Raw genomic sequence first — 24575 nt, 5'->3', positions numbered from 1 at the left:
AAATGCCTGAATCTGCATTTTCTTTCTTCCACCCTTTCTCACTTGTGTTGGAAAGGGCTGTTGGTGCTTTTCAGCCTGTGCTGATACTGATGCTCAAACGCTTTTGCGCCGCAAGGAAGGAAAACCGTGTCTGCTTCGATGTTCCGGTCCCTTTATCATCAGGGATTTGCCCGCGTAGCCGCCTGCACCTTGCCTGTAGCGCTGGCAAACCCAGCCATAAACGCACAACGTATTCTGGAATCCGCCAAAACAGCCGCCACAGATGGTGCTATTTTGTGTGTATTTCCTGAACTGGGGCTCTGCGGATATACGCTGGAAGACCTGCTGCAACAGGAAGCCCTTCTGGCAGAAACCAGAAAAACGCTTCTTTCCTTGGCTCAAGCTTCTGCTGCGCTGTGCCCTGTGCTGGTAGTAGGCGCACCGCTGTTATGGAAGAACGCACTTTATAACTGCGCAGTTGTTATACATTCCGGCAAAATTCTGGGGGTGGTGCCTAAAAGCTATATCCCCAATTACCGAGAATTTTACGAGGCACGACATTTTCGCTCCGGCGCAAATATTCGCGGGCAGACAATAGAGATCAATGGCCATACCGTGCCATTTGGGGTGGATCTCCTGTTTGAAGCAGAGGATGTACCCTCGTTCTGCCTGAGTGTAGAAATCTGTGAAGATATGTGGGTGCCTATCCCACCTTCGGCACATGCTGCACTGGCTGGTGCCACAATTATTGCCAACCTTTCAGCTAGCGACATTACGGTTGGCAAAGCAGAAACCCGGAATATGCTGTGCCAATCGCTTTCTGCCCGTAATATTGCCGCATACCTTTATGCCGCAGCAGGGGAAGGCGAATCCACCACAGATCTGGCATGGGATGGCCAAACTGCCATTTTTGAAAATGGCACCTTACTTGCCGCCAGCGAACGCTTTCCCTCCGGCGCAACCACTGTAATTGCCGATGTGGATCTGACACTTTTACGGCAAGAGCGCCTGCGCATGGGCAGCTTTGCTGATGCAGCACATCAAGCAGATACAGATGCATGGCGGCACATTCGCTTTATCTTAGCGCCTCCCTCTGTAAATATTGGGCTCAAACGCCCCCTCTCCCGCTTTCCTTTTGTGCCCGCTGCTCCAGAACGTCTGGCGCAGGATTGCTTTGAGGCCTTTACCATTCAGGTATCCGCTCTCAAGCAGCGTCTTAAAACAAGCGGCGTTAAAACCATGGTTATCGGTATTTCCGGTGGGCTGGATTCTACGCACGCCCTGTTGGTGGCTGTACGTGCAGCGGATGAGTTAGGTTGGCCGCGCAGTGCTGTGCGCGGTTATACAATGCCCGGCTTTGGCACCACGGATAAAACCCTTGCCAGCGCCAATGCACTGATGGCCCAACTGAACATCACGCAAGAAACGTTGGATATCCGCCCGGCTGCGGAACTGATGCTACACACCATGCGGCACCCTTATGCAGATGGGCAGCCCGTGCATGACATTACATTTGAAAATGTTCAGGCAGGCTTGCGCACGGATTTCCTGTTCAGGCTCGCCAACCAGCATCATGGCATTGTTATTGGCACAGGAGATCTCTCCGAACTGGCACTGGGATGGTGCACCTATGGTGTGGGAGACCAAATGGCGCATTACAATGTAAATGCAGGTTTACCTAAAACACTTATCCAGCACCTCATCCGCTGGTGCATTGCTTCGGGCCATTTTGCCCCTGCGGTTGGCAAGGTGCTGACAGACGTTCTGGCCACAGAAATTTCCCCCGAACTCATACCCGTTGGTGAAAATGGCCCACAAAGCACGGAAAGCATTATAGGCCCTTACGCTTTGCATGATTTCGCGCTGTTTTATATCCTGCGCTACGGTTTCAGCCCATCACGCGTGGCCTTTCTGGCAGAACAGGCTTGGCAGGATGCCTCAACTGGCCAATGGCCCCCGGGTTTTCCTGCATCCGAGCAAAAAAGCTACGACCTGCCTACCATTCGCCGCTGGCTGGAAACATTTGTGCGGCGCTTTTTTGCAACCAGCCAGTTCAAACGCTCGGCCATGCCAAATGGCCCTAAGGTCATGCCCGGCGGTAGCCTTTCTCCCCGCGGAGACTGGCGCGCACCCTCCGATGGCAATGCTCGCCTCTGGCTGGATGATCTGAAGCAGAATGTGCCCGAAGCCTGAGCCACAAAGAAGGGTTTCTGCTTACCGCTGCCCAGATAGCGTTACGCCCCATCTTGGGCTATACTGGCCAACATTATGAAAGCATCGCGCCAAGCCACCATCCATCGCGTTACAAGCGAAACCGATATCGCCATTACCCTTGATCTGGATGGATCCGGGCAGGCCAATATTCAAACCGGACTCGGTTTTTTCGATCATATGCTTACGGCATTAGCCAAGCATGCCCTGTTTGATCTGAAAGTAACCGTGAAGGGTGACCTCTATATTGATGGTCATCACAGTGTTGAAGATACAGGTATTGCCCTTGGCATGGCCCTAAAGCAGGCCTTGGGGGACAAACGTGGCGTGCGCCGTTTTGGCCATGCCCTTGTACCGCTGGATGAAGCTTTGTGCGAAGCCGTAGTTGATCTTTCCGGTCGGCCGTTTCTGACATTTGAAGCCACGTTTACCCGTGATCGCATTGGGGACTTAGACACCGAACTGGTGGAAGAATTTTTCCGGGCTTTTGCCATGTCCGCCATGCTGACGCTGCACCTGAGAGAAAAAGCGGGCAAAAATTGCCACCATATTGCCGAAGCCGCGTTCAAGGCACTTGCGCGGGCGTTGCGCATGGCTGTGGAACCAGACCCACGAGCGCAAGGCAGCATTCCTTCCACCAAAGGCGTGCTATAATTTTTTATACGGGTTATTAACCCAGCTCTGCCCGACACATCTGTTCTGCAGCGCTGGGCACAACCGAGAAGAACGCAAACCTGTCTGGGCTGCGCCTGATATGGCTACAGGATTCAGACAGGGTCACCAGCAACAAGAGGGTTCCATGACCCAGCCTCTTTCCATCGCCGTTGTTGATTATGAAGGCGGCAATCTGGCGTCCGCTGCCCGTGCTGCCCTGCGGGCTGCTGAGCTTTCGGGCATTGCAGCCGATGTTGTTATTACCAACGAGCCCACGGCTGTTTTGCAAGCAGACCGTATCATCCTGCCCGGGCAAGGCGCATTTGCAGATTGTGCCCGTGGGTTGGAAGCCATTCCCGGCCTAAAAGATTCCATCCTGAACGCTACAGCCAAAGGCACACCCTTTTTGGGCATTTGCGTAGGTATGCAGCTTATGGCTGAACGCGGGCGAGAACATGGAGTAACAGAAGGCTTTGGGTGGATTCCGGGGGAAATCACTCTCATGGAAGCCACAGGTCTTCGCCTTCCTCAAATGGGCTGGAACGAGTTGGAACTGCATACGCAGCACCCCCTCACCCAAGGCTTGGGCGCTGCTCCACACGGTTACTTTGTGCATTCCTACGCCCTGCAGAATACCGCTACCAATGTTCTACTTGCCACTACGGATTACGGTGGCAGCGTGCCTGCCATAGTGTGTAAGGGGAATGTTGCTGGCACACAGTTTCATGTTGAAAAAAGCCAGACAGTTGGCCTCAAGATTCTCGCCAATTTTCTAAGGTGGGATCCGAAAGTGCTCGTATAATGACCCGGAATAAACGTGTTCAACGCATTCTTAACCTAGAAGAAGATGACCTTCAGGCCTTATGTGAAGCCGTAGACGCTTCCATTCTGGATGGTGGTGGCTTTGGCTGGCTTCAGCCACAAGGGCGGCAGGTGCTGGAGCGCTACTTCAGGGGTCTGTTGCTTGTGCCTGAACGCATGCTGTTTGTTATCCGGCATAACGGCGTGATTGTAGGATGTGCACAGCTTGTGCGCAGTGCCCGTAATAATGAGCTGCAAGCCATGTGCGTTACTCTGGCGCATTTGTTTATTGCACCATATGCGCAGCGTCAGGGCTTAGGCACGGCCTTATTGCACGAAGTGGAAAATGCCGCCCGCAGCATGGGCTTTCGGATTATGAATACCGAAGTGCCTGAAACGCAGGAAGGGGCCATTGCCCTTTTCCGTAAGGCTGGTTTTCTGCATTGGGGCACACATCCACTTTATACCCGCTTGGGCGACACTTACCTGCGCGGTCTGTACTTCACCAAATCATTGGATACAGACCAGCCTTTCCTTCCTTCTTCCTTTCAGCAAACGCGGCCTGAAAACATGACAGCATCTTCTTCCACGCACCCTCTGACCCTTTACCCCGCCATTGACCTTAAGGATGGCGCCTGCGTACGTTTACGCCGCGGGGAAATGGATGATGCCACCGTGTATTCAGATAACCCCGGTGCACAGGCGCTGGCGTGGGAAGCCGCCGGCTTTAAATGGCTGCACGTAGTGGATTTGAACGGTGCCTTTGCCGGACAATCTGAAAATGCAGATGCGGTACGCTCCATTGTGGAATCAACAGATATTCCCGTGCAACTTGGCGGTGGCCTGCGTGATATGAAGGCCATTGAAGCATGGCTGGAAGCCGGAATCAGCCGCGTTATTTTGGGATCTGTTGCCGTAAAAAATCCTGCTCTTGTGCGTGAAGCTTGCCGCGCCTACCCGGGCCGCATTGTTGCGGGCATTGATGCCCGATCTGGCCGCGTAGCAACCGAAGGCTGGGCCGAAGTTTCTGACATGCAGGCAACCGAACTAGCCCTGCGTATGCAAGAAGCTGGTGTAGCCTCCATCATCTTCACGGAAATCAGCCGTGATGGCATGCTGGAAGGGCTGGATGTGGAACAAACTGTTACTCTGGCCAATACGGTTTCCATTCCCATTATCGCCAGCGGTGGCGTTGGCAGCATTGAACATCTGATCGCCCTGCGGGAAGCCACACAGGAAGCTCCAGGTATTGAAGGCGTGATTGTAGGCCGCGCATTGTATGATGGGCGTGTAACCCCGGCTGAAGCCCTGAAGGTCTTAAGCTGATGCTCAAACTACGTGTTATTCCTTGCCTGGATGTTAAAAACGGCAGAGTGGTCAAAGGCGTTAACTTCGTTTCTCTACGCGATGCGGGGGACCCGGTTGAACAGGCCGCAGTGTACGATGCTGCCGGGGCTGATGAACTGACCTTTCTGGACATCACCGCCAGCCATGAAAACCGTGATACGATTTTAGAAGTTGTAAGCAAAACAGCGGAAAAAATCTTTCTGCCTCTCACAGTCGGAGGTGGTGTGCGTACAACGGATGATATGCGCCGCCTTCTTTTGGCTGGGGCAGACAAATGTGCCATGAACTCGGCGGCGGTTAACCGTCCTGAACTGGTAAATGAAGCCGCCAACAAATTTGGCAGCCAATGCGTTGTGGTGGCTATAGATGCACGCCAGACTGCACCAGGAAAATGGGAAGTGTTTACCCACGGTGGCCGCACCCCTACCGGAATAGATGCCATAGACTGGTGCCGGGAGGTTGCAGAACGTGGTGCCGGAGAAATCCTTCTCACATCCATGGATCGGGATGGCACAGGAACAGGGTTTGATCTGGAACTTCTTAAAGCTGCAACACAGGTCATAAGGCTTCCGATTGTTGTATCTGGCGGCGTAGGCAAGTTGGAACACTTTGTAGAAGGTGCCAAAGCTGGCGCCACAGGCCTTCTGGCAGCAAGTGTTTTCCATTTTGGCCAGTTCACCATTCCTCAGGTTAAAGCGGCATTGTCAGAAGCAGGCTTGCCGGTTCGCCCTTCCCCCGCTCCTTTTGCAGGTTAATCCGTATCATGACGAAAAAAGCACCTTCTAAAACAGAAGCAAAAACAGATACAAAATCTAAAAAAAACAAAGAGGCTCTAACGCTTCCTGAAATTTCAGAAGCAGATATTTCCGTTCTAAACCGCCTTTACGATGTTGTGCAGAGCCGCAAGGGCACAGACCCATCCGTAAGCCATTCAGCGCGCCTGCTTTCCCGCGGCACTTACAAGATTGCCCAGAAGTTTGGGGAAGAAGCTGTAGAATGTCTGATTGAAGCCGTAGCTGGCCGAAAAGACCTTATGATTGGTGAAAGTGCTGATGTGCTCTACCACCTTATTGTTTTGTGGGTAGACGCTGGCATTACTCCAGATCAGGTTTGGGCTGAACTTCAGCGCCGTGAAGGTACAAGTGGCATTGCAGAAAAAGCATCCCGTTCCAAAACCACAAAATCTGTAAAGGAATAATCAGAAATGGCTGTAACAGGTAGAGGGCCATATGACCCGCAAAACGTTTTTGCAAAAATCCTTCGCGGAGAAATTCCCTGCAAGGCTATTTTTGAAAACGAATGGGTTCTGGCATTTTATGATATTGCGCCCAAAGCCCCTGTTCATGTTCTGATCATTCCCAAAAATCCTTATGTTTCTTTTATGGATTTCAGCCAGACTGCACCAGCAGAGGAAATTGCAGGCGTTATGCGCGCTGCGGGCCAGATTGCTCTTGACCTTGGGCTGGAAGAAAACGGCTACAGGTTGATTACGAATGCGGGCCTCCATAGTGGGCAAGAGGTTCCCCATTTTCATATCCATCTTCTGGGCGGAAAAGCATTGCCAGCCTTCCCGGCCTGATCTTTTGTTTCTTATCCAGACGGACATATCCTTATGACACCCATGGACATGCTTTTATCCCGTGCATCTACGGATCACCTTAAGGCTCCGGCACCATCTGAGGCGCAAATGGCAGAGGTTCTGGCGGCTGCCATGCGGGCTCCAGATCATGGAAAACTGCGTCCATGGCGTTATGTTATTGTAAAAGATGATGCACGCCCCCTACTGGCTGAACGTATTGTTGCCAGTATGGTTCGGCTTGACCCTGAAGTGCCTGAATTTAAAAAAGAAAAGCGCTTTAATAGATTTTCCACAATACCCATGACACTCGTTCTGGGCATGCACTTGCGGCCAGAACATAAAATCCCGTTATGGGAACAGGAAATGACTGTAGCCGCAGGTGCCATGAATATCCTGAATGCACTGCACGCATTAGGGTTTGGTGCTGTTTGGGTTTCTGGTGATGTTGTGAACGATCAGGTTCTTGCTGAAGAACTCGGTTTTCCTGCACCGCATAAATTGGCAGGGTTTTTATTTATCGGCACGCCAGACGCGCCGCTTCCTACACCCAAACGCCCAGATCCAGCTCAGTTCACGGCAACTTGGCAAGGCCAGCCAGTAAGTTTTGCAGCTGATGGAAAAACACCATGACACATATAACAGATGCTGTTGTTATTGGTGGTGGCCCCGTTGGATTGGCAACAGCTCTTTCCTTAGAAAAAGCTGGTCTTTCTGTAACCGTGCTGGAACGTTCTTCACTGCCAGCATGGGAAGAACCTTCCTTTGATGGGCGGGAAATAGCCCTTACGCATTATTCCAAGCGTATCCTTAAAGAATGCGAAGCATGGGACCATATCCCGCAAAGCGTTATCTGCCCTTTGCGCGAAGCCCATGTTGAAACAGGAAGTTTTCGTCACCCGCTTACATTTGATACAAATGGGCGCGGAGAAGAAGCTCTGGGCTGGCTGGTTTCCAATAACCACATTCGGCGCGCCCTGTTTGCCGCAGCAAGTGAAAAAGAGCGCATTCACCTACAGCCACACACCAGCGTAGAAACGGTAAGACAAGGCCAAGATTATGCCGCCGTCCATCATTCCGGCGGACAGATCAAGGCGCGTCTTGTTGTGGGAGCTGATGGCCGCTTTTCTCCTACACGCAGACGCGCAGGTATTGGCGCCATTGTGCATGATTTCCACAAATCCATGCTGGTGTGCCGCATGGCGCATGAATCACCGCATCATAACATCGCCCTACAATGGTTTGATGAAGGGCAGACAATCGCTTTGCTGCCTGTAAACGGTATGGCCTCCTCTTTGGTTCTCACACTCCCAGCAGACGAAATCCAGCGTCTGCTCGCAACACCACGTGATGAATTCAATGCAGAAATTACCCGACGGGTTGGAGCCAGACTGGGGCAAATGCGCCTGGTAAGCACACGGCATGCTTATCCGCTTAAAGGGGTGTATGCACATCGCTTCACAGGCCGGCGTTTAGCTTTGGTTGGCGATGCTGCTGTGGGGATGCATCCCATTACGGCGCATGGTTTCAACCTAGGGTTGAAGGGGCAAGAAACACTGGCGCAGTGTATTGGCAAAGCCTTTAACATTCAGGCCGATGCCGGAAACGCACAGGCCTTGCGGCAGTATGAACGGCAACACAGACGGGCAACTGCTTTGTTATTTGCAGGCACAAACGGCATAGCCTCGCTTTACACGCATGATGCACTGCCATTTAAGCCCATTCGGCAAGCCTGCATCCGTCTGGCAGACAGGTTTACACCCTTCAAACAGGCCGTTACCACGCTTTTGATGGATAAAAAAACGACTGCTTGATGACAAAATAAGGCAGCCTGATTAGGGGCTGCCTTTTTTATTTTCACGTTCTAGTTCACGCTCTAACCAACCAATAATAACAGCAAGCACATAAGCCTGCTGTGCTAAGGAAAGAGGCTGGTGTTTTACAAAACCATGCCATTTTTCCAGGCAGGATCTGCAACACGTTCCTGTAGCATGTTGTGCCACAAAAACAGGATGTCCTTTCCACGGTGTTTGTTTGCCATCTTTTTTCGGATTGGCAGGAGCAAGACGCCGAGCAATAAAATCTCGCCCATGCTCCATAACAACGGGCAAACCTTTTTCTGTCAGATACGTCATATCCTGACAGTTTAAATGAAACCTACTCCGAAAAGATGATCTTGTAAGCCGTGCCCACAAGGTATCTGACACCGGAGGAAGTGTTTGCTCCTGCGGGAAAAGATCACCCTGCTGCACTGTTATGATGTTCCTGAAAAGCAAAATACAACATCATAATAATGTGGTTATCACTCATCTGTTTTTACAGGGGGAACAGGAGCCTGTGCAACAAGTTCACCCTTACCCGTTGCCACACGGATATCCTGTTCACGGATGAGCCAGTACACAACGCCCAAGGCCAAAACAGCCGCAGAAAATGCTAGCATTTCAGCTGGCCTCACTTCGTGCAGATCCAGAATAATAAATTTGCGAGAAACAGCCAAAAGCGCAATGAGCACAATTGTGCGCACTCGTACAACATCCCGACTATGCGACAAGCTGATCCGCAGCGAACTTTTGAACTCCAACGCAATAATCACCGTAAAAATATTACCAAACACCTCCTGAAAAGCAGGCATGTTTGAAGCATCTATTTGCGATGACATCACCAGATACCAAACTTCTTTGGTAAGGTGCCATGTTGCAATGGTTGTAATAACCATGATCAAGCCGGTAAGAACCAGCATAATCAGAAGTTCAAATCCTTCATAAAGATTCATCTCGAAAAAACTTTTCCGCAACCGCGTTGCTTCACGAGAAAAAGGATCTTGGGACATCTGATTATGGTCTGGACTGCTCATGTTTCTCTATACATTTGGTAAAAAGGGCACTGTAATTTTTAGCAGAATATTCTGAAAAAGTTTTGCTTAATTCGGCAAAATACATTCGTTCCATAATAAACTAGAGAGGCTTTCTGTCGCCCTGTAAACGGACGACCTTTCACTATAGGTCCTTCCTAATTGCCCAATAAAGCAAGCTGGGTTTTGTCCATTTGAGCCGCGATCAAACAGATAATCAATGTTATGACGCAGCCCTACTGCTTTCTGCTGTTGCATAAGCATACGCTCCTCCCCGGTGTAGGGTACGCTGATAGGCTGGACGATTATGAATACGATGTAGGAACGCTTCCACCTGAGGTCTATTCTTGGTTGCTCTAGCGCGTTCAGCTGCTACTTCAAGTGGAAAGCTCATCTGAATATCCGCAGCGGTAAAGTCATTTCCGGCAAACCATTCATTCTCAGACAAACTATGTTCCCAATAATCCATGTGCAGTTTTACCTGCGGATTGATGAGCTGTGTTTGCGCGCCTTTTGCAATCAAAAATGCAAAAGGCCGAATAGGCAAAGGAACCTGCTTCGGCAGCATCCCAAATATCAGCTTGAGCAATAATGGCGGCATGGCAGAACCTTCTGCGTAATGGAGCCAGTATATGAAACGGACGTATTCGGGCGTGTCACACGCTGGTGCCAGTCGGCCATTACCGTATGTATTGATAATGTATTCGATGATCGCTCCGCTTTCTGCCAGCGTCACGTTTCCATTTGTATCCGTTATGATGGGAGCCTTGCCTAACGGGTGAATGGCTCGCAAACTTTTTGGGGCCATCATGGTTTTGGGATCACGTTTGTAGAACTGGATATCATAAGGAAGCTCCAGTTCTTCCAGTAACCACAGGATCCGTTGTGAACGAGAGTTATCCAGATGATGCACGGTAATCATAAGGTACGGCCCTTCTTTCAACAGGCATAAAAACCCCGTCCGGCCCCTTTCCCACCGCAACAGACAAGTTGTGGCATATGAGCTCCATACGAAGCCTAGTTACTAGCTAAAAGAAATATTCACGGGCTTGGTTCCATATGTCCGGCAAACGCGATAGCAGGCTCTGCGCTGTCCCCCCCCCCAAAAAAACCGCTGCCATATTGCCCTGCGCATTCACCAGCGCAGACAAGAACGCCCATCCTGCGCTTTTCCACTGCCGTAAAATGCTTGAAAGCTCGGCTAATATAACAGCGAAAAAATACGCAGATATGTAGAGAAGGACTGAAGAATGGTGGCAACTGGTAGGGATTCTATCTGTAAAAAACAGAAGGCTGGACTTACTTGCCAGCCTAACATCTGAAAACCACCAAAATTTAGAAAAGGTTTGGTGGGCGCACAAGGGCTCGAACCTTGGACCCGCTGATTAAGAGTCAGCTGCTCTACCAACTGAGCTATGCGCCCTTACAGCATATAACTGCTGAAGTGAGGCAGTTTTTACCACCTCTAAATCATTAAGACAAGCCTGAAAATTTACGTTTTTAACATAGCCAACACGGCATCGAGCTGATCCAGACTTTTATAATGGATTTGCAAAGAGCCTCCTTTGCGTCCATCAAAATGAACCTGAACCTTAAGCCCTAAGCGTGTTCCCAAATCTCGCTCTAGTGCAGAAATTTCCGGATCCTTCATAACTTTAGGTTCTTTGGGCTCAACTTTTGTATTTTTTGCCTGCTCAAGGGCTTTCTGAACTAAAGCCTCCGTTTGGCGGACAGATAACCCTTTAGAAATAACCTCTGCGGCTGCCTGGATAGGGTCTGGATGCGCCAGCAACGCACGTGCATGCCCAGCAGAAAGAGTTCCCTTTTTAAGCTCTTGCCGCACGACATCGGGCAAACGCAACAAACGCAGCGTATTGGCTACATGCGGGCGAGACTTGCCTATAGCTTTTGCCAGTTCATCCTGGGTTAAGCTATATTCTTCCATCAACCGGCTAAAACCTTCAGCTTCTTCAACCGGGTTCAGGTCTGCACGCTGAAGGTTTTCAACCAGAGCAGCTGCCATGGCATCTGCTTCTGACAGGTTCCTTACATGCACTGGCACTTCATGGCACTGCGCCAACTGCGCAGCACGCCAGCGGCGTTCCCCCGCAATAATCTGGTAATGCCCGGCTTTATCTGGATCAGGCCGCACCAGAATAGGCTGAAGGATACCCCGTTCCCGAATGGATTCAGCAAGCTCCTGTAAAGCTTCTGGTTCCATATCCTGACGCGGCTGAAATGGGCTTGGCGCCAACACTTCAACGGGTAATGAACTGGCTGTAGGTGCAGCCTTGCTAGCAGATTTATTGGGAGAAGATGCAGGCTCATCTACAGGAGCAGCATCACCCAACAGAGCAGCCAATCCACGCCCAAGTTTGGGGCGTGCGGAGGATTTGCGCGATGACTGACCACTCATGATGCCGATGTCCTCTTCATGACTTCTGCTGCCAATGCCTGATAAGCGGTTGTTCCGCTTGCTCTGGAATCATACAACATAACAGGCTGACCGTGGCTCTGGGCTTCTGAAATACGGATATTACGCGGGATAACCGTTTCCAGAACATCTTTACCAAAGAAGCTTCGTGCATCCGCAGCCACAAGCTCAGACAGATTATTCCGCCTGTCATACATGGTCAGCACAATGCCAGCCATTTTCAGATCTGGGTTCAGATTTTTCTGCACACGCCCGATAGTCTTCACTAGATGGCCCAAGCCTTCCAAGGCAAAGAACTCACACTGCAGTGGAGCCAGCACACCATCTGCGGCCACAAAAGAATTCAATGTCAGCAACCCCAAACTTGGGGGGCAATCTATAATCACAAAGTCTACGGTCTCACGCAAAGGCTCTAGTGCCGTACGCAATCTGGTTTCACGGTGCTCCGCATCCACCAGCTCAATTTCAGCCCCTACCAGCTCTGTATTGGCTGCAATGACTGAAAGATTATCAATTTCGGTAGGCTGCAAAAGGTCATCTGCAGCTTTTTCATGCATGAGAAGCGCGTAAGAACCACCTTTGCGGGAATCATAATCGACCCCCAAACCCGTTGAAGCATTCCCCTGAGGGTCCATATCCAGAAGCACAACTTTAGCACCATCAGCCGCCAGAGATGCTGCCAGATTAATGGCCGTAGTAGTTTTGCCTACGCCCCCTTTCTGGTTTGCAACAGCAAAAACGTGGCAGGCTTTCCCGCTTTTCTTAACCTTAGACACGATTAAAATTTCTCACTTCCAGAATCATACCATCAGAACTTGTCTGGCTTGGATATGTTCGAACATCCATTTTCCAAACCCGCTCCGCTTCTTGGATTTCCTGCACAGCCTGTTGCCCTTTAAGGAAAACAGCTTTCCCTTCCGGCTGTAACAGCGGGTGCGCCCACTCCAACAGTTTCACCAACGGGGCTAGGGCCCGCGCCGTTACTACAGGTGCGGGCTGAACTTTTACACTTTCAAGCCTGCATGGCAAAACTTCCAAATGCGTTTGGGTAAGCCGTGCAGCCTCACGCAAAAAAGCCGCCTTTCTTTGGTCCGATTCAATCAAAACCCCGGGTATGCCTGTTGCAATCCCCACCACAACAGCAGGAAAGCCTCCCCCGGAACCCATATCAATGAATCGGTTTTGGCCTTGTATCAAAGGAACAAGTTGAAGACTATCCAGAACATGTCGGCTCCAGACATTCTCAATATCCTTGGAAGAAACAAGATTGATACGAGGGTTCCACTTCTCCAGAAGGCTCACAAAGGCAGAAAGCTTTTCTTCTGTTTCACGTGAAACATGAACACCCTCAGGCCACTTGTGCATGGTGCTGCCCTTTTTTGAGATACGCCAGAACAGCCATAAGGGCAGAAGGTGTTATGCCTGGTATACGTTGTGCTGCACCAAAGCTTTCAGGCCGTGCCTGCTCTAGCCTTTCCTGCATTTCAGCGCTCAAGCCACCTATTTTCCTGAAGTCCATATTCTGAGGAAAACGGATTTCTGTTTCCGCCTCAAGCTGTTTGATCTCACGCTTTTGCCGAACCAGATAACCGCTATAGCGTGCCTCTGTTCTCACATAGCTACGCGCACGCTCAGAATACTCCTGCACCCAAGGCGCTAAAGTTTCTATGGTATCCTCATGCACCGCCTGCCCCATGACCTCCAGAAGGTTTCGGCGGCGGCCATCCTGAGCTACTTTAATACCAACCTGAGCAAGCGCCTGTGGGGGCCAACTTTCTGATTCTGCTTTTTGGGTCAGTTGGTCTATCTCTTGCATATCCCGATCAAAGACTGCACGCCTTTCAGCACCTATGCAGCCCCACTTCAACCCTATCGGGGTTAAACGCACATCCGCATTATCGGCCCGCAACGTCAGACGATATTCAGCACGAGATGTAAACATACGATAAGGTTCGCTTACCCCTTGCGTTGTCAGATCATCAATCATAACGCCCAAATAAGCTTTTCCACGGTCTAGGCTAACTGCTTTCTGCCCACCTGCCCTTCTTGCCGCGTTTACACCCGCCAGAAGGCCTTGAGCCCCAGCCTCCTCATAACCGGTGGTGCCATTAATCTGGCCAGCCAAGAATAAATTAGGGCACTTTTTAAGTTCTAAAGAAACCGTCAGTTCACGTGGGTCAACATAATCATATTCTACAGCGTAGCCGTATTGCGCAATAACAGCCTTCTCCAAACCAGGAATAGAATGGATCATAGCATCCTGCACATCCGCCGGTAGGCTGGTAGAAATACCATTAGGGTAAACCAGATCTCCCCCTTCGTGTTCAGGAAGCGCTTCAGGTTCCAGAAAAATCTGGTGCCCTGTTTTTTCCGAAAACCGTACAACCTTATCTTCAATAGAAGGGCAATACCTTGGACCTCGGCCCGAAATAGCCCCGCCATACACGGCTGAAAGATGTAAATGTTCTCTGATAATATCGTGGGTTTTTGAAACTGTTGCCGTTACGCCACATACCATTTGCGGGTTTGTGATGGATTTCGTGAGTCGGCTGAATGGCTCGGGGGATGTATCCCCCCTATCAACAGCAAGTGATGCCCAATCAATCGTATCGCGCTTGAGGCGTGCAGGCGTTCCTGTTTTCAACCGCGCAATCCGCAGACCCAGATTTTTTAACCGCGATGCCAATGCAACCGAGGGTTGTTCTCCGATCCTTCCTGCTGGTTGGCTTTTATGCCCAATATGAATAACTCCATCCAGGAACGTGCCTGTAGTTAACACAACAGCGCCAGCAGCCCATTGGCGCCCGTCTTCACAAGCAACGCCAGCAACACAATTTTGATCATCACAAATCAAATCCGTTACAGCACCTTCCTCAATATCAAGCCCTTCTGTGTTTGCCAGAATATCCTGCACAGCCTGACGATATAAAAGACGATCCGCCTGAGCCCTTGGCCCCTGCACCGCTGGCCCCTTAGACCGATTGAGTAATTTGAAATGAATACCAGCTCTATCTGCAGCACGCGCCATAACGCCATCCAGCGCATCAATTTCACGCACCAGATGCCCTTTTCCTATCCCGCCTATGGCAGGGTTACAGGACATAGCGCCAACTGTATTTTTATGGTGCGTCAACAAAAGCGTTTTGGCACCACAACGCGCAGCAGCAGCAGCAGCCTCGCACCCAGCGTGGCCGCCTCCCACCACAATAACATCGTAAGCCTTGTTCATTGCCTGCCCTTCCTGCACACCTTACTTTCCAATACAAAACTGGCCGAATATCGTATCCAGCAGATCTTCTACACCAACATGCCCCGTTAGCCGCCCCAATGACCGCATAGCTAATCGCAACTCTTCGCCACGCAGTTCTGGCCAGTCTTGCTGCAATGCCGCCTGCAGGCATTGTATAGCCTCCTGCACACCGGCCTTATGCCGTGCACGCGTAAGAAGCGGCGCACCGGATGTAGAGGCTGCTGTGAGCTCCTCAACTTTCCTTTTCAGGAAAGCATACAATTCAGGTAGCCCATTTCCTGTTTTCAAACTGATAGCAAGAACAGGCTTACCCTGAATGGTTTTTGGAATTTCTCCAATATCTGCCTTATTGCCTATCAAAACAGCACCAGGAAACACATCATCTGGAGGTTCATTCGCCGGGAACATTTGCAATACACAATCTGCCTGTTTCACGTGAAACAATGCGCGCCGCACACCTTCTGCCTCAATTTCATCATCCGTTTCTCGCAGGCCGGCCGTATCAACAAACGTCACCTTTATACCCGCAAGAATGCAAGCAACCTCCAAGGCATCACGCGTTGTACCTGCTTTGGAAGACACAATAGCTGTATCCCTACCCGTAAGCCAATTTAACAAGCTGCTTTTGCCTGCGTTTGGTGGGCCTGTAATAGCAAATACAACTCCTTGCCGTATCCGCTCACCATGCTCACCATCGGCAATATGCTGTTGCATTTCAGACTGCAGTTTTTGGATTTCCTGATTGATACCTTCTTCCACTTCAGGCGGTAAATCTTCATCGGGAAAATCTATAAGGGCTTCCTGAAAAGCAAGAATCTTTTTTAGGCGCTCAGACCAACCTGAATATAAGTGGCTTAATGCGCCATCAGCTTGAGCCAAGGCCAGCTTTCTTTGCCCGTCAGTCTCAGCTGCAACCAGATCGGCAATGCCTTCGGCTTCAACCAGATCCATGCGGCCATTTACAAACGCACGTCGTGTGAATTCACCTGGCTCTGCCGGTCGCGCACCCGCATTCACCAACGCTTCGGAAACAGCACGAATAATAGCAGGTCCTGCATGCAGATGCAGTTCAAAACCATCTTCACCTGTATAACTTCGCGGACCGGGAAACCAGAGAAGCAGTGCCTCATCCAGCAAGTCATCTTGAGTAGAAGCATTGTTCCAGATTTTGCGAAGAACAGCCTTGCGCGCGTCTGGCTCCTTGCCACAAACTTGCAAAAGGATGTCTCGGCTGCCTGCTCCGCTTACACGCAAAACGGCAATTGCCGCACGCTCTATTCCTGTTGAAAGCGCAAAGATTGTATCTTCAGCCTGATACCCCAACGCGGCCATCCTTCCCGTTATCGTATGCCTGTTTCTTCCTGCTGCTTCTAATGCAGTTTTTCATGCAAACGTAGGGTTAAAAAATGATAGCCTCCCCCTTGCCCTTGTGATGAAGCACATTCCGGTTACACAACACCAAAAGATTTTGAACAAAAGTAAGGTTATCTTTTCATGCCCCAACTCTCGCTGCACTCCCCTTTAGGGCCAATTACTTTATCTGAGGAAGACGGAAAAATTATCTCTTTGGATTGGGGATGGGGCCGAGATCAAACCGAAACGCCCCTGCTCTGCCAAGCGCGTGAATGGTTGGATAATTGGTTTGATGACCCTCAGGCCGTAGGCTCTTTCCCGTTTCCGCTAGATCCTTATGGAACAGCTTATCAGAAAAAAATTTGGACGGCATTGCAGGAAATCCCTGTAGGCGAAACAATCACATACGGAGAACTCGCCAAAAAAATTGGTGGCAGCCCTCAGTCTGTTGGGCAGGCTGTCGGGAGAAACCCAATTCCTATTCTCATCCCCTGCCATCGCGTCGTGGGAACTTCCAACCTTGGAGGGTATTCTGGCGATGGTGGTGTGGATGATAAGGCGTGGCTGCTCCGCTTAGAGGGCGCCACATTTCCACACCACGCCTAAACTATTTTGATACGGATTCTCGCGTTACAAGACCAACCTTCTGTTGCTTATTTTGTGTCACAACTTTCTGTGCGGGTATTAAAAAATTTCCCGGCACTGCATCTGACCACAGAAGATAAATCCGTATCATTCCCATAACTTGTGGGCGGTGGATAAGAAGGTGCGCTGCCTCCCTGTTGGGCGCCATTATAATAATAGGATGGGGGTGCATAGATACTCTGCTGCGGCGCCGAATTATATTCGGATGCAGCGGCACTTCCTATCGCCAGACCAAGCACCGAACCGAACATAAATGGTGCTCCCCAGCCCCAGCCGCCACCCCAGTAAGGGTAGCCCCACGGTCCACCATAACCCCACCCATAATATGGGTAACCCCATCCCCATGGGCCGCCACCCCATCCACCGGGGCCTCCACGTGGGCCGCCAAATCCCCCATGAGGGAAGCCTCCTCCAGGACCACCGAAACCACCGCCTGGGCCACCATGAGCAAAGCCACCACCGGGCCCGCCAAAGCCACCGTGACCAAAACCTCCTCCAGGACCGCCGAAACCGCCGCCTGGACCACCGTGGCCAAAGCCGCCCCCTCCACCAAAGCCACCACCGCCTGGCCCAGGGTGAGCATGTGCTGAAAATACAGGAACGCTAAGCCCGCATACCAAAAGGGCCGCCAGCCCTATTTTTTTGGATATTGCAGTCCACATAACATCGGTGCCCTTTGCACTTAACTTTGGATACTGCTTACACGGTATAATACCGTAATATGTCTTTCTTCTAACTATTACATGGGCATTAAAAGACAGTTTGCCACTGCTTTTTTGCCCGATCAGGTAGGATAAAAGATCAGATTCATGTTGCGTTTTTTGCATTCCTGATATACATTTTAATCATTGGAGGAAGCGGAGAAGACTCATCTTCAGCTTTGCCCCCTAACACCCCAAATTAGGAGGCCGGACTCATGGCATGGAAAAAAGCAACTTTTGTTTCCCTGTGGCTTGCTGCCCTTAGCCTGGCCATCTGCTCCACTTTTATTTTTATTGCATGTGGGCTTAAGTTTTCCATTTTTCATTCTGGTCTCACAGTAAACCAGGCTGATTTTGTAGATAACACGCCCTTTTCTGTATATCTGTGGCAGATGTTGCCTGAGACAGCACGTTGGAATGATTATGTGTTTTCTGGCCCAGGCTTGATTGGTCTAGCAGCTTTTTTGACTAGCATTGGTTTAGGGTCTTATGCCGCCATTAAGCTGGAAGAAATCAACCACGCGGCTCTTGCTGCTAAAAAGACAGAAATGCACCGCTGGGATTCTCTGCTTATTGGGCCTTCTCTGGAAGACACATTGCAGAACTTTCAGCATACAAATACACCAGATGTACAGTCTTATGCTGTTAAAAGTGCCTGATAACACAATATAATTTACAAGAAATGCTTCTGTTTGGAATCCTATTCTGAGCAGAAGCTTTTTTTATGCAATACGCATATCATGCGCATTATGCTGCATAATAACATTTTAAGGGAAAGTCTGGTCGGAGTGAGAAGATTCGAACTTCCGGCCCCTGCGTCCCGAACACAGTGCTCTACCAGGCTGAGCTACACTCCGATTACACGCTGCCTATACAGCGCTCTGGCCAAAGAGGCAAGAGTAGAAATGATCCTTCCTACCCTTGCCCGTCTGGTTTTACATTACATCCATGCCCAGTGCTTCGGCAGGCTCCGTAACACGGGTGCATTCCAAAGCCGCAGCAGCATTCGGTACAACACTCAACAGAGACCTTGCGTCTACTGAGGCAAAACCCTGTTTCACAGCCTCATCAAGCATGGCTACAACCTTATCACCCCACCCATCTACGTTAATAAGGACAATAGGCTTATCGTGGCGCTTAAGTTGCTTCCATGTCAGAATTTCGAGAAGCTCCTCAAACGTTCCGAAGCCACCAGGCAAAACCCAGAAGGCATCAGCTCGTGAGAACATGATCTGCTTACGGGTATGCATAGAATCCGTAACAATCAGTTCGGAAACTTCTTCATTCATCTTTTCACGGGTTTTCAGAAATTCAGGAATAACCCCCGTAACACTGCCACCAGCCTGAATAACAGCATGGGCCACAACGCCCATCAGGCCATTTGCACCACCACCATATACCAGCCGGATTCCTGCCTGGGCCAACTCTTTTCCCGTTTCCTGGGCTGCCTGCTGATAAACGGGCTTTGCCCCCATACGAGAACCACAGAATACGGCGACTGCACGCACATCAATTGTCATTCTTTATGTTCCTCCCAATCGGTTTCTAAAGTTTTAAGTATCTGTTTCTTACGGTGAAATGGATGATCCATTTTCCTTACGATAAACCAAAGCACATATTCCGACACCTATAAGGCTCATAAGTGCCGTTGTTAAAAACAATCCCTGATAGCCCCAAAACGGAATAATAAACCCTAAAATGGGTCCAGATAGGCCAAGAGCTATATCAAGAAAAACAGAAAATGCGCCTACTGCAATCCCTTTATTTTCTGGCTTTGTGCGGGCTACAGCCCCTACCCCCAAAGCTGGAAACAAAAGTGAAAAACCGGCACCCGTTAGTGCTGCCCCAATATTTGCCCAAATGGGTGAATGCCCCATAGCCAATACACATAAGCCCAAACTTTCTACGAGTAAGGAAACTAATGCAACAATTGTGCCACCACGCTTTGTTATTTGAGTGGTAAAACCAAAACGTGTCAAAACAAAAACACACCCAAAAATGGATAATGCCGTTGCAGCCCCATTCCAGTTCTGATCAGCAAAATACAATGTGAGCAAAGATGAAATAGCGCCAAACCCGATAGAACCCGCAGCCAAAGCCATGCCATACGGCGCAACCTGACCGAAAACTGTCATAAAAGAATGGCGCTTACCTGTAGCAGGAGAAAGCGGTTTTACGGCTACCTGCCGCCACGCCCACGGCACCCCTAAAAGCAGCATAAGCATACAGCACAGGCCTATGCCCCAAAAACCACCTAATGCAGCATGAGACTGGTAAATCATCATGGCAATAGGTGCTCCTAGCGCAATACCACCATAAGAGCACACACCATTCCAGGATATAACGCGGGCAGTTCCGGCGGCTCCTACCCTCTGGATGTTCCAGACGATCACACCAGTAGCCACCCAGCTTTCAGACACACCTAAAAAAATGCGGCCCAGCAGAACAACTAACAAAGCTCCTACAGGCCATGCTGCTACAGAAGGCGCAAGCATGATCAGCAAACCTGAAAGCGCACCCAGACAAAGCCCTGCAATAACAACTTTTTTAGGCCCACGCGTATCAATCCGACGCCCTGCTCCAATACGGGATACAAATGTGGCCAGATACTGAACAGAAACAGCAAACCCTGCGAGTGCAGAGCTAAATCCTAACTGTTCTTTTACAAACAATGGCACAACTGCCATTTGCAAACCGATTTCTATATAACAAAGCAAAGTAAAAACCACGATGGTAAAGATAGACCACAGTGTTTTTCCTGCTGCATCTGATGCTACTTCAATATCATTATCTCCGTTCATTACATTCCTTCATGGTAATGGTGTGACATAATCAGAATCCGTACCAATTTGCTCGCATATGCTAGGCTAATGCAAAGCAAAACTTAGGAATCCAGCATGAATATGTCTTCACCTGATGATGAAGGTTACATTACCGTTTCCACCCGCATTGCTTATGAAAATCCATGGACCCGTATGCGGGAAGATATTATCCGCCTACCAAATGGTAAGGATGGGCTCTACGGTATTGTAGAAAGAGGCGAATTTGTTGTTATCCTGCCTTTAGGTACCTCTGCGGATGGCCACCCAACTGTCACTCTGGTTAATCAATACCGTTATCCCATTAAAAAACGACTGTGGGAATTGCCAATGGGTATGTGGGAAGCACGACCAGATGCCAAAATGGAAGACGTTGCCGCAGGTGAACTACGGGAAGAAACAGGCTTACGTGCTCAAACACTGCAACATGCAGGCATTGTTTATCAGGGAGCTGGATATTCTACGCAAAAAGGGCATGTATATTTGGCAACCGGATTAACCCAAGGTGTACGCCAGTTGGAAGATACAGAACAAGGCATGACGTGCCATACTTTCCCTCTTTCGGAAGTAGAAGACATGATACGTCGAAATGAAATAACTTGTATGGTCAGCCTGGCTGCATTTGGTCTTTTACGCATTAAAAACATAATTTAGAAATAAAAAAGCCCCTGATATGCAGGGACTTTTTTCAAAATGGCCTTACAACAACCATAATAACAATAACCATCATCAAGATGGTCGGTACTTCATTGGCAATCCGATAAAACTTTTCTGAATGGCCGTTATGGTCAGCCGCAAAATCTTTACACCAACGTGAACAGCATCCATGAAAAGCAAACATACAGAATACAGAAGTAAGTTTTGTATGCCACCACCCAGCATGCCAATCTACGCCCCCTGGTGTAAGCACAAGAAGCACGCCAAAAAATAGGCTGGCACACATAGCTGGTGTCATGATTGCTTTAAGAAGCCGGCGTTCCATAATTTTGAAACGCTGACTTTCCTGAGATCCAACCGCAACCTGGCAATGGTAAACAAATAACCGTGGCAGATAAAATAACCCTGCCATCCATGCCATAACAGACATGATGTGAAACGCTATCAGCCAACGCAACCACGGCAAAAGGGCATCTATAACCATTATCAGCGCCCTTGCAGTTGCAAAGCTTTTTGAACCAATGGTGCAAATTGTGAAAGGCTGTTAATTCTTAAAATGTTTTCCCATTCAGGAATGGATTTTTCATCTGCCCTTAGCATAACGCAAGTCATGCCAGCATTAACGGCTGCACGTGCGCCTGTGTCACTGTCTTCAAGCACCAGACATTCTGAAGGAGAAACGCCTTCTTCTTCTGCAGCTTTTAAATACACATCGGGCTTAGGCTTTGGGATTCCCATATCCCGTGCAGAATGAATACGGTTTTCAAAAAAGTGTTCAAGATTGGTAATAGAAAACTTTGCATCCATTTCTTCTTGAGATGAGTTGGATGCAACCCTTACAGGAACACCAAGTTTTCGAATATCGTTGAGCATATCATAAACACCTTCAATAGGCTCAACACCACTTTTCATGGCAGACACAAAGCGTTTTTGCATCATGCTAGCCCAGTCTTTTCCTAACTGGGCACCCGTTTCCTTTTCAATCATGTGTTGTATTCCCGGCAATGCCATGCCGGAAAATACTTTTACTGCTTGATCGTCTGGCACATGCATACCGACGCGCCGGGCTTCTTCCGCACTGATGCGACAACATGTTTCTTCGCTATCCACCAGGACACCATCGCAATCAAAAATAATCAATTTGAGATGTCCTTGAGGGGAAAGAACCAATGGTTGTTCTGCCATCATGCAGTTTCCCTTATCGTGCTAACCAATTCTGCAACATGTTCAACAGGCGTTTGCGGTAAAACACCATGACCTAAATTGAAAACATGCGCACGCCCTCGCCCAGCTTCACGAATAGCCAAAGCCTCACGCTTCATGGCCTCTCCGCCGGCCAAGACTGCAACCGGATCGAGATTGCCTTGAATACCGATATGTTCGGGCACCATGGAACGCACAATTTTTATATCTGCGCCCGTATCCAGTGCTACAACATCTACACCCGTTTCCCGTGCGTATTCAGCAACCAATACACCACTTAAACGCGGAAACCCGATAATACGTGTAGAAGGATGGCGGGCTTTAATGGTCTGAACAATTTGACGAGATGGCGCAATAACGTGTTTGCGAAATTCTGATGGAGATAACAGGCCAGCCCATGAATCAAACAGCATGACGGCTTCCGCACCAGCTTCAATCTGTTTGCAAAGATATTCGGCTGTTGTTTGGGTCAATAAATCCATTAACCGATCAAACAAAACCGGTTCTGCGTAAGCCATCTGTCGGGTAACGGCAAACTCGCGAGAGCCATGCCCTTCAACCATGTAACAAGCAACTGTAAAGGGTGCCCCCGTAAAACCCAGCAGAGTGGTTGCCCCAGGCTGGGCAATACCAATTTTATCTGGGCCATTCAATTCTTTACGCAAGCGTGTCAGCGTTTCCAAAACAGGCGCTGTTACCTCGGCAATACGTGCAGGATCCAACTTAGCCAGATCCTGTTCAGAGCGAATAGCACCCAATACGGGACCTTTGCCTTCTACAAACTCCAGGGATTGTCCCATTGCCCAAGGCAAAATCAAAATATCGGAAAATAGAATAGCGCCGTCCATTCCAAAGCGTTTGATCGGCTGCAATGTCAATTCTGTTGCAATATCCGGCGTCATGCAACGTGTCAGAAAGTCGGCCTTGGCACGCATGGCCCGGAATTCTGGCAGAAAGCGACCAGCCTGACGCATCAGCCACATTGGAGGCGGCCACAGGGCTTCACCATTGAGTGTTCTTAAAAGCCGTTTGGCGGAGGGAATATGTTGGTCTGTCATCATGCTTCGATGTCCTGCCACGTCTTTGTTCACGCTGTCCACGCCCCTCTTCCTATAAAAAAAGAAAGAAATAGGTTTGTAGTTGTTTAAAAGTACTGTGAATGGTGGGGTACCCGGTATTCCAAAAATGTACCCCAGCTTTCCCACACTGTGTACAGATTTTAGGGTATTGGAAAACAAGGACTTTTTAAAGTTATCCAGAAAGTACCCGTACGGGGCTGTGTACAACTCACCGGTTTATCGTTTTAGAGGGTTGTGCCCGGTACTCGGTACGTCGCAGTTATGAGTTCCGTACAATCCACATGTACCCCGGTACTCAGGTGAGTACTCACAGGCCATTTTTTTACGAGTACCTGAACGGGACTCGAATTGATGCAGGATTTAGTACTAATGCCGACTCCATTACAGAACAGAGATTCGAAACTGCTTTTGGCGAGTGGTTCTTTTTCTAGGCGCAAAATGCTTGAGGAGGTGGGGCTGGATTTTGAAGTCCGGGTTGGAGATGTAAACGAAGACATCCTCAAAGCAGCTGGCAAACGTGAAGGCTGGAAGCCGGAAGCCGTGGCACTTGGCTTGGCAGAGGCCAAGGCGCTTTCTATCCAGCAGCCAGATGCTTTTATTATTGGCGCTGACCAGATGCTGTCCTGCGATTCCATATGGTATGATAAACCCAAGGATCTGGCGCAGGCCCGTGAGCAGCTTTTGGCGTTAAGGGGAAATACCCATATCCTGCACACGGCGGTTGTGCTGTGCCGGAATGGTCAGGTGGTATGGCAGCATGTTGACCAGCCCCGTTTGACCATGCGTTTGTTTTCAGAACCTTTTCTGGATGCCTATCTGCAAACAGAAGGCCCTGCATGTCTGGCTTCTGTGGGCGCATACAGGCTGGAAGGACCGGGCCTGCAGCTTTTTGCGCATATCGAAGGGGATGCTTTTTCCATTCAGGGGTTACCTCTCCTGCCGCTTCTTGAAGCGTTGAGAGAGATGAAGGTGATTTTTTACTGAAAATAGGGGCTTGCCTGTTAAGGGCAGACCA

General features: G+C 49.6%; 27 protein-coding genes and 2 tRNA genes. 13 read left to right on the top strand and 16 right to left on the bottom strand.

Going from position 1 to position 24575, the window contains the following annotated elements:
• The first annotated feature begins 138 nt into the window (after window positions 1-138).
• From FCN51_RS19270 to ubiM, 9 genes are all read left to right on the top strand, one after another.
• Window positions 139-2172: an NAD(+) synthase gene (locus FCN51_RS19270; protein WP_160257164.1), complete on the top strand. Its 2034-nt coding sequence runs from the start codon at window positions 139-141 to the stop codon at window positions 2170-2172.
• Window positions 2173-2247: 75 nt separating this feature from the next.
• Window positions 2248-2844, top strand: coding sequence for an imidazoleglycerol-phosphate dehydratase HisB (gene hisB, locus FCN51_RS19265; protein ID WP_160256620.1), 597 nt, complete (start codon window positions 2248-2250; stop codon window positions 2842-2844).
• A gap of 100 nt (window positions 2845-2944) precedes the next feature.
• Window positions 2945-3646, top strand: coding sequence for an imidazole glycerol phosphate synthase subunit HisH (hisH, locus tag FCN51_RS19260; protein WP_201762548.1), 702 nt, complete (start codon window positions 2945-2947; stop codon window positions 3644-3646).
• Window positions 3646-4971 (top strand): 1-(5-phosphoribosyl)-5-[(5-phosphoribosylamino)methylideneamino]imidazole-4-carboxamide isomerase, encoded by a 1326-nt coding sequence (gene hisA, locus FCN51_RS19255; RefSeq protein WP_160256618.1) that lies wholly within the window; start codon window positions 3646-3648, stop codon window positions 4969-4971. Before hisH ends, hisA begins: the two co-directional genes overlap by 1 nt.
• Window positions 4971-5747 carry an imidazole glycerol phosphate synthase subunit HisF gene (gene hisF / locus FCN51_RS19250; protein ID WP_160256617.1) on the top strand — a complete coding sequence of 259 codons (777 nt, stop codon included), beginning with the start codon at window positions 4971-4973 and terminating at the stop codon, window positions 5745-5747. Before hisA ends, hisF begins: the two co-directional genes overlap by 1 nt.
• Before the next feature lie 8 nt (window positions 5748-5755).
• Window positions 5756-6190, top strand: coding sequence for a phosphoribosyl-ATP diphosphatase (locus FCN51_RS19245; protein ID WP_050818903.1), 435 nt, complete (start codon window positions 5756-5758; stop codon window positions 6188-6190).
• 6 nt (window positions 6191-6196) lie between these two features.
• Window positions 6197-6571, top strand: coding sequence for a histidine triad nucleotide-binding protein (locus FCN51_RS19240; RefSeq protein WP_003630321.1), 375 nt, complete (start codon window positions 6197-6199; stop codon window positions 6569-6571).
• Between the two features lie 33 nt (window positions 6572-6604).
• Window positions 6605-7201, top strand: a complete 597-nt coding sequence (locus tag FCN51_RS19235; protein WP_020944491.1) for a nitroreductase family protein — start codon at window positions 6605-6607, stop codon at window positions 7199-7201.
• Window positions 7198-8382 carry a 5-demethoxyubiquinol-8 5-hydroxylase UbiM gene (ubiM, locus tag FCN51_RS19230; RefSeq protein ID WP_014457624.1) on the top strand — a complete coding sequence of 395 codons (1185 nt, stop codon included), beginning with the start codon at window positions 7198-7200 and terminating at the stop codon, window positions 8380-8382. Before FCN51_RS19235 ends, ubiM begins: the two co-directional genes overlap by 4 nt.
• A 21-nt stretch (window positions 8383-8403) precedes the next feature.
• Here ubiM and FCN51_RS19225 read toward each other — a convergent pair whose 3' ends face one another.
• From FCN51_RS19225 to mnmE, 9 genes are all read right to left on the bottom strand, one after another.
• The gene (locus tag FCN51_RS19225) at window positions 8404-8820 is read right to left on the bottom strand and encodes a DUF4186 domain-containing protein (protein ID WP_003623283.1); all 417 of its coding nucleotides are present in this window, start codon (window positions 8818-8820) and stop codon (window positions 8404-8406) included.
• Between the two features lie 50 nt (window positions 8821-8870).
• Window positions 8871-9422: a phosphate-starvation-inducible PsiE family protein gene (locus tag FCN51_RS19220; protein WP_014457626.1), complete on the bottom strand. Its 552-nt coding sequence runs from the start codon at window positions 9420-9422 to the stop codon at window positions 8871-8873.
• A 220-nt stretch (window positions 9423-9642) separates the two neighbouring features.
• Window positions 9643-10341, bottom strand: coding sequence for a glutathione S-transferase (locus FCN51_RS19215; protein WP_160256616.1), 699 nt, complete (start codon window positions 10339-10341; stop codon window positions 9643-9645).
• A 425-nt stretch (window positions 10342-10766) separates the two neighbouring features.
• Window positions 10767-10842 (bottom strand) — tRNA-Lys (locus FCN51_RS19210).
• A 69-nt stretch (window positions 10843-10911) separates the two neighbouring features.
• Window positions 10912-11835 (bottom strand): ParB/RepB/Spo0J family partition protein, encoded by a 924-nt coding sequence (locus FCN51_RS19205; RefSeq protein WP_003623275.1) that lies wholly within the window; start codon window positions 11833-11835, stop codon window positions 10912-10914.
• Window positions 11832-12629 (bottom strand): ParA family protein, encoded by a 798-nt coding sequence (locus FCN51_RS19200; protein WP_003623274.1) that lies wholly within the window; start codon window positions 12627-12629, stop codon window positions 11832-11834. Before FCN51_RS19200 ends, FCN51_RS19205 begins: the two co-directional genes overlap by 4 nt.
• Entirely contained in the window at window positions 12622-13218 is a 597-nt protein-coding gene (rsmG, locus tag FCN51_RS19195; RefSeq protein WP_003623272.1) for a 16S rRNA (guanine(527)-N(7))-methyltransferase RsmG, read from the bottom strand. Before rsmG ends, FCN51_RS19200 begins: the two co-directional genes overlap by 8 nt.
• Entirely contained in the window at window positions 13202-15082 is a 1881-nt protein-coding gene (gene mnmG / locus FCN51_RS19190) for a tRNA uridine-5-carboxymethylaminomethyl(34) synthesis enzyme MnmG (protein ID WP_160256615.1), read from the bottom strand. The genes rsmG and mnmG overlap by 17 nt, the downstream gene beginning before the upstream one ends.
• A 21-nt stretch (window positions 15083-15103) precedes the next feature.
• Window positions 15104-16435 (bottom strand): tRNA uridine-5-carboxymethylaminomethyl(34) synthesis GTPase MnmE, encoded by a 1332-nt coding sequence (gene mnmE / locus FCN51_RS19185; RefSeq protein ID WP_160256614.1) that lies wholly within the window; start codon window positions 16433-16435, stop codon window positions 15104-15106.
• 162 nt (window positions 16436-16597) lie between these two features.
• Here mnmE and FCN51_RS19180 point away from each other — a divergent pair, with 162 nt between their 5' ends.
• The gene (locus FCN51_RS19180; RefSeq protein WP_124305392.1) at window positions 16598-17062 is read left to right on the top strand and encodes a methylated-DNA--[protein]-cysteine S-methyltransferase; all 465 of its coding nucleotides are present in this window, start codon (window positions 16598-16600) and stop codon (window positions 17060-17062) included.
• A gap of 47 nt (window positions 17063-17109) precedes the next feature.
• Here the strand turns inward: FCN51_RS19180 and FCN51_RS19175 are convergent, their stop codons facing one another.
• Window positions 17110-17763, bottom strand: coding sequence for a hypothetical protein (locus FCN51_RS19175; protein ID WP_160256613.1), 654 nt, complete (start codon window positions 17761-17763; stop codon window positions 17110-17112).
• 254 nt (window positions 17764-18017) lie between these two features.
• Between FCN51_RS19175 and FCN51_RS19170 the strand changes: the two genes are divergently transcribed.
• The gene (locus FCN51_RS19170; protein ID WP_160256612.1) at window positions 18018-18461 is read left to right on the top strand and encodes a hypothetical protein; all 444 of its coding nucleotides are present in this window, start codon (window positions 18018-18020) and stop codon (window positions 18459-18461) included.
• A 121-nt stretch (window positions 18462-18582) separates the two neighbouring features.
• Here the strand turns inward: FCN51_RS19170 and FCN51_RS19165 are convergent.
• The 3 genes from FCN51_RS19165 to FCN51_RS19155 form a co-directional block, all read right to left on the bottom strand.
• A tRNA-Pro gene (locus FCN51_RS19165) sits at window positions 18583-18659 on the bottom strand.
• A 78-nt stretch (window positions 18660-18737) separates the two neighbouring features.
• Window positions 18738-19322 (bottom strand): LOG family protein, encoded by a 585-nt coding sequence (locus FCN51_RS19160; protein ID WP_003623266.1) that lies wholly within the window; start codon window positions 19320-19322, stop codon window positions 18738-18740.
• A 48-nt stretch (window positions 19323-19370) separates the two neighbouring features.
• Complete coding sequence (locus tag FCN51_RS19155) at window positions 19371-20603, bottom strand: MFS transporter (protein WP_160256611.1); 1233 nt, start codon at window positions 20601-20603, stop codon at window positions 19371-19373.
• Window positions 20604-20699: 96 nt separating this feature from the next.
• Between FCN51_RS19155 and FCN51_RS19150 the strand changes: the two genes are divergently transcribed.
• Entirely contained in the window at window positions 20700-21275 is a 576-nt protein-coding gene (locus tag FCN51_RS19150) for an NUDIX domain-containing protein (RefSeq protein WP_160256610.1), read from the top strand.
• Between the two features lie 34 nt (window positions 21276-21309).
• On the opposite strand, the gene hemJ is transcribed toward FCN51_RS19150, so the two are convergent.
• The 3 genes from hemJ to hemE are packed head-to-tail and all read right to left on the bottom strand — an operon-like array spanning window position 21310 to window position 23542.
• Window positions 21310-21762, bottom strand: coding sequence for a protoporphyrinogen oxidase HemJ (gene hemJ / locus FCN51_RS19145; RefSeq protein WP_160256609.1), 453 nt, complete (start codon window positions 21760-21762; stop codon window positions 21310-21312).
• 2 nt (window positions 21763-21764) lie between these two features.
• A complete protein-coding gene (locus FCN51_RS19140; RefSeq protein ID WP_160256608.1) occupies window positions 21765-22466 on the bottom strand; it encodes an HAD family hydrolase in 702 nt (233 codons plus the stop codon).
• On the bottom strand, window positions 22463-23542 hold the full coding sequence (gene hemE / locus FCN51_RS19135) for a uroporphyrinogen decarboxylase (RefSeq protein WP_160256607.1): 1080 nt from the start codon (window positions 23540-23542) through the stop codon (window positions 22463-22465). Before hemE ends, FCN51_RS19140 begins: the two co-directional genes overlap by 4 nt.
• A 369-nt stretch (window positions 23543-23911) precedes the next feature.
• Here hemE and FCN51_RS19130 point away from each other — a divergent pair, with 369 nt between their 5' ends.
• Entirely contained in the window at window positions 23912-24544 is a 633-nt protein-coding gene (locus FCN51_RS19130) for a Maf family protein (protein ID WP_020944494.1), read from the top strand.
• The last annotated feature ends 31 nt before the right edge of the window (window positions 24545-24575 follow it).

The organism is Acetobacter pasteurianus (assembly GCF_009914215.2).
GTDB classification, from domain to species: Bacteria; Pseudomonadota; Alphaproteobacteria; order Acetobacterales; family Acetobacteraceae; genus Acetobacter; species Acetobacter pasteurianus.
This window is presented reverse-complemented; position numbering and strand designations above follow the sequence as displayed.

What these genes read in the sequence shown, in the direction of transcription:
- FCN51_RS19270 (WP_160257164.1), top strand. Translation starts at nt 139, where the DNA reads ATGTTCCGGTCCCTTTATCATCAGGGATTTGCCCGCGTAGCCGCCTGC.
- hisB (WP_160256620.1), top strand. Translation starts at nt 2,248, where the DNA reads ATGAAAGCATCGCGCCAAGCCACCATCCATCGCGTTACAAGCGAAACC.
- hisH (WP_201762548.1), top strand. Translation starts at nt 2,945, where the DNA reads ATGGCTACAGGATTCAGACAGGGTCACCAGCAACAAGAGGGTTCCATG.
- hisA (WP_160256618.1), top strand. Translation starts at nt 3,646, where the DNA reads ATGACCCGGAATAAACGTGTTCAACGCATTCTTAACCTAGAAGAAGAT.
- hisF (WP_160256617.1), top strand. Translation starts at nt 4,971, where the DNA reads ATGCTCAAACTACGTGTTATTCCTTGCCTGGATGTTAAAAACGGCAGA.
- FCN51_RS19245 (WP_050818903.1), top strand. Translation starts at nt 5,756, where the DNA reads ATGACGAAAAAAGCACCTTCTAAAACAGAAGCAAAAACAGATACAAAA.
- FCN51_RS19240 (WP_003630321.1), top strand. Translation starts at nt 6,197, where the DNA reads ATGGCTGTAACAGGTAGAGGGCCATATGACCCGCAAAACGTTTTTGCA.
- FCN51_RS19235 (WP_020944491.1), top strand. Translation starts at nt 6,605, where the DNA reads ATGACACCCATGGACATGCTTTTATCCCGTGCATCTACGGATCACCTT.
- ubiM (WP_014457624.1), top strand. Translation starts at nt 7,198, where the DNA reads ATGACACATATAACAGATGCTGTTGTTATTGGTGGTGGCCCCGTTGGA.
- FCN51_RS19220 (WP_014457626.1), bottom strand. Translation starts at nt 9,422, where the DNA reads ATGAGCAGTCCAGACCATAATCAGATGTCCCAAGATCCTTTTTCTCGT.
- FCN51_RS19215 (WP_160256616.1), bottom strand. Translation starts at nt 10,341, where the DNA reads ATGATTACCGTGCATCATCTGGATAACTCTCGTTCACAACGGATCCTG.
- FCN51_RS19205 (WP_003623275.1), bottom strand. Translation starts at nt 11,835, where the DNA reads ATGAGTGGTCAGTCATCGCGCAAATCCTCCGCACGCCCCAAACTTGGG.
- rsmG (WP_003623272.1), bottom strand. Translation starts at nt 13,218, where the DNA reads ATGCACAAGTGGCCTGAGGGTGTTCATGTTTCACGTGAAACAGAAGAA.
- mnmG (WP_160256615.1), bottom strand. Translation starts at nt 15,082, where the DNA reads ATGAACAAGGCTTACGATGTTATTGTGGTGGGAGGCGGCCACGCTGGG.
- mnmE (WP_160256614.1), bottom strand. Translation starts at nt 16,435, where the DNA reads ATGGCCGCGTTGGGGTATCAGGCTGAAGATACAATCTTTGCGCTTTCA.
- FCN51_RS19180 (WP_124305392.1), top strand. Translation starts at nt 16,598, where the DNA reads ATGCCCCAACTCTCGCTGCACTCCCCTTTAGGGCCAATTACTTTATCT.
- FCN51_RS19175 (WP_160256613.1), bottom strand. Translation starts at nt 17,763, where the DNA reads ATGTGGACTGCAATATCCAAAAAAATAGGGCTGGCGGCCCTTTTGGTA.
- FCN51_RS19170 (WP_160256612.1), top strand. Translation starts at nt 18,018, where the DNA reads ATGGCATGGAAAAAAGCAACTTTTGTTTCCCTGTGGCTTGCTGCCCTT.
- FCN51_RS19160 (WP_003623266.1), bottom strand. Translation starts at nt 19,322, where the DNA reads ATGACAATTGATGTGCGTGCAGTCGCCGTATTCTGTGGTTCTCGTATG.
- FCN51_RS19155 (WP_160256611.1), bottom strand. Translation starts at nt 20,603, where the DNA reads ATGAACGGAGATAATGATATTGAAGTAGCATCAGATGCAGCAGGAAAA.
- FCN51_RS19150 (WP_160256610.1), top strand. Translation starts at nt 20,700, where the DNA reads ATGAATATGTCTTCACCTGATGATGAAGGTTACATTACCGTTTCCACC.
- hemJ (WP_160256609.1), bottom strand. Translation starts at nt 21,762, where the DNA reads ATGGTTATAGATGCCCTTTTGCCGTGGTTGCGTTGGCTGATAGCGTTT.
- FCN51_RS19140 (WP_160256608.1), bottom strand. Translation starts at nt 22,466, where the DNA reads ATGATGGCAGAACAACCATTGGTTCTTTCCCCTCAAGGACATCTCAAA.
- hemE (WP_160256607.1), bottom strand. Translation starts at nt 23,542, where the DNA reads ATGATGACAGACCAACATATTCCCTCCGCCAAACGGCTTTTAAGAACA.
- FCN51_RS19130 (WP_020944494.1), top strand. Translation starts at nt 23,912, where the DNA reads ATGCAGGATTTAGTACTAATGCCGACTCCATTACAGAACAGAGATTCG.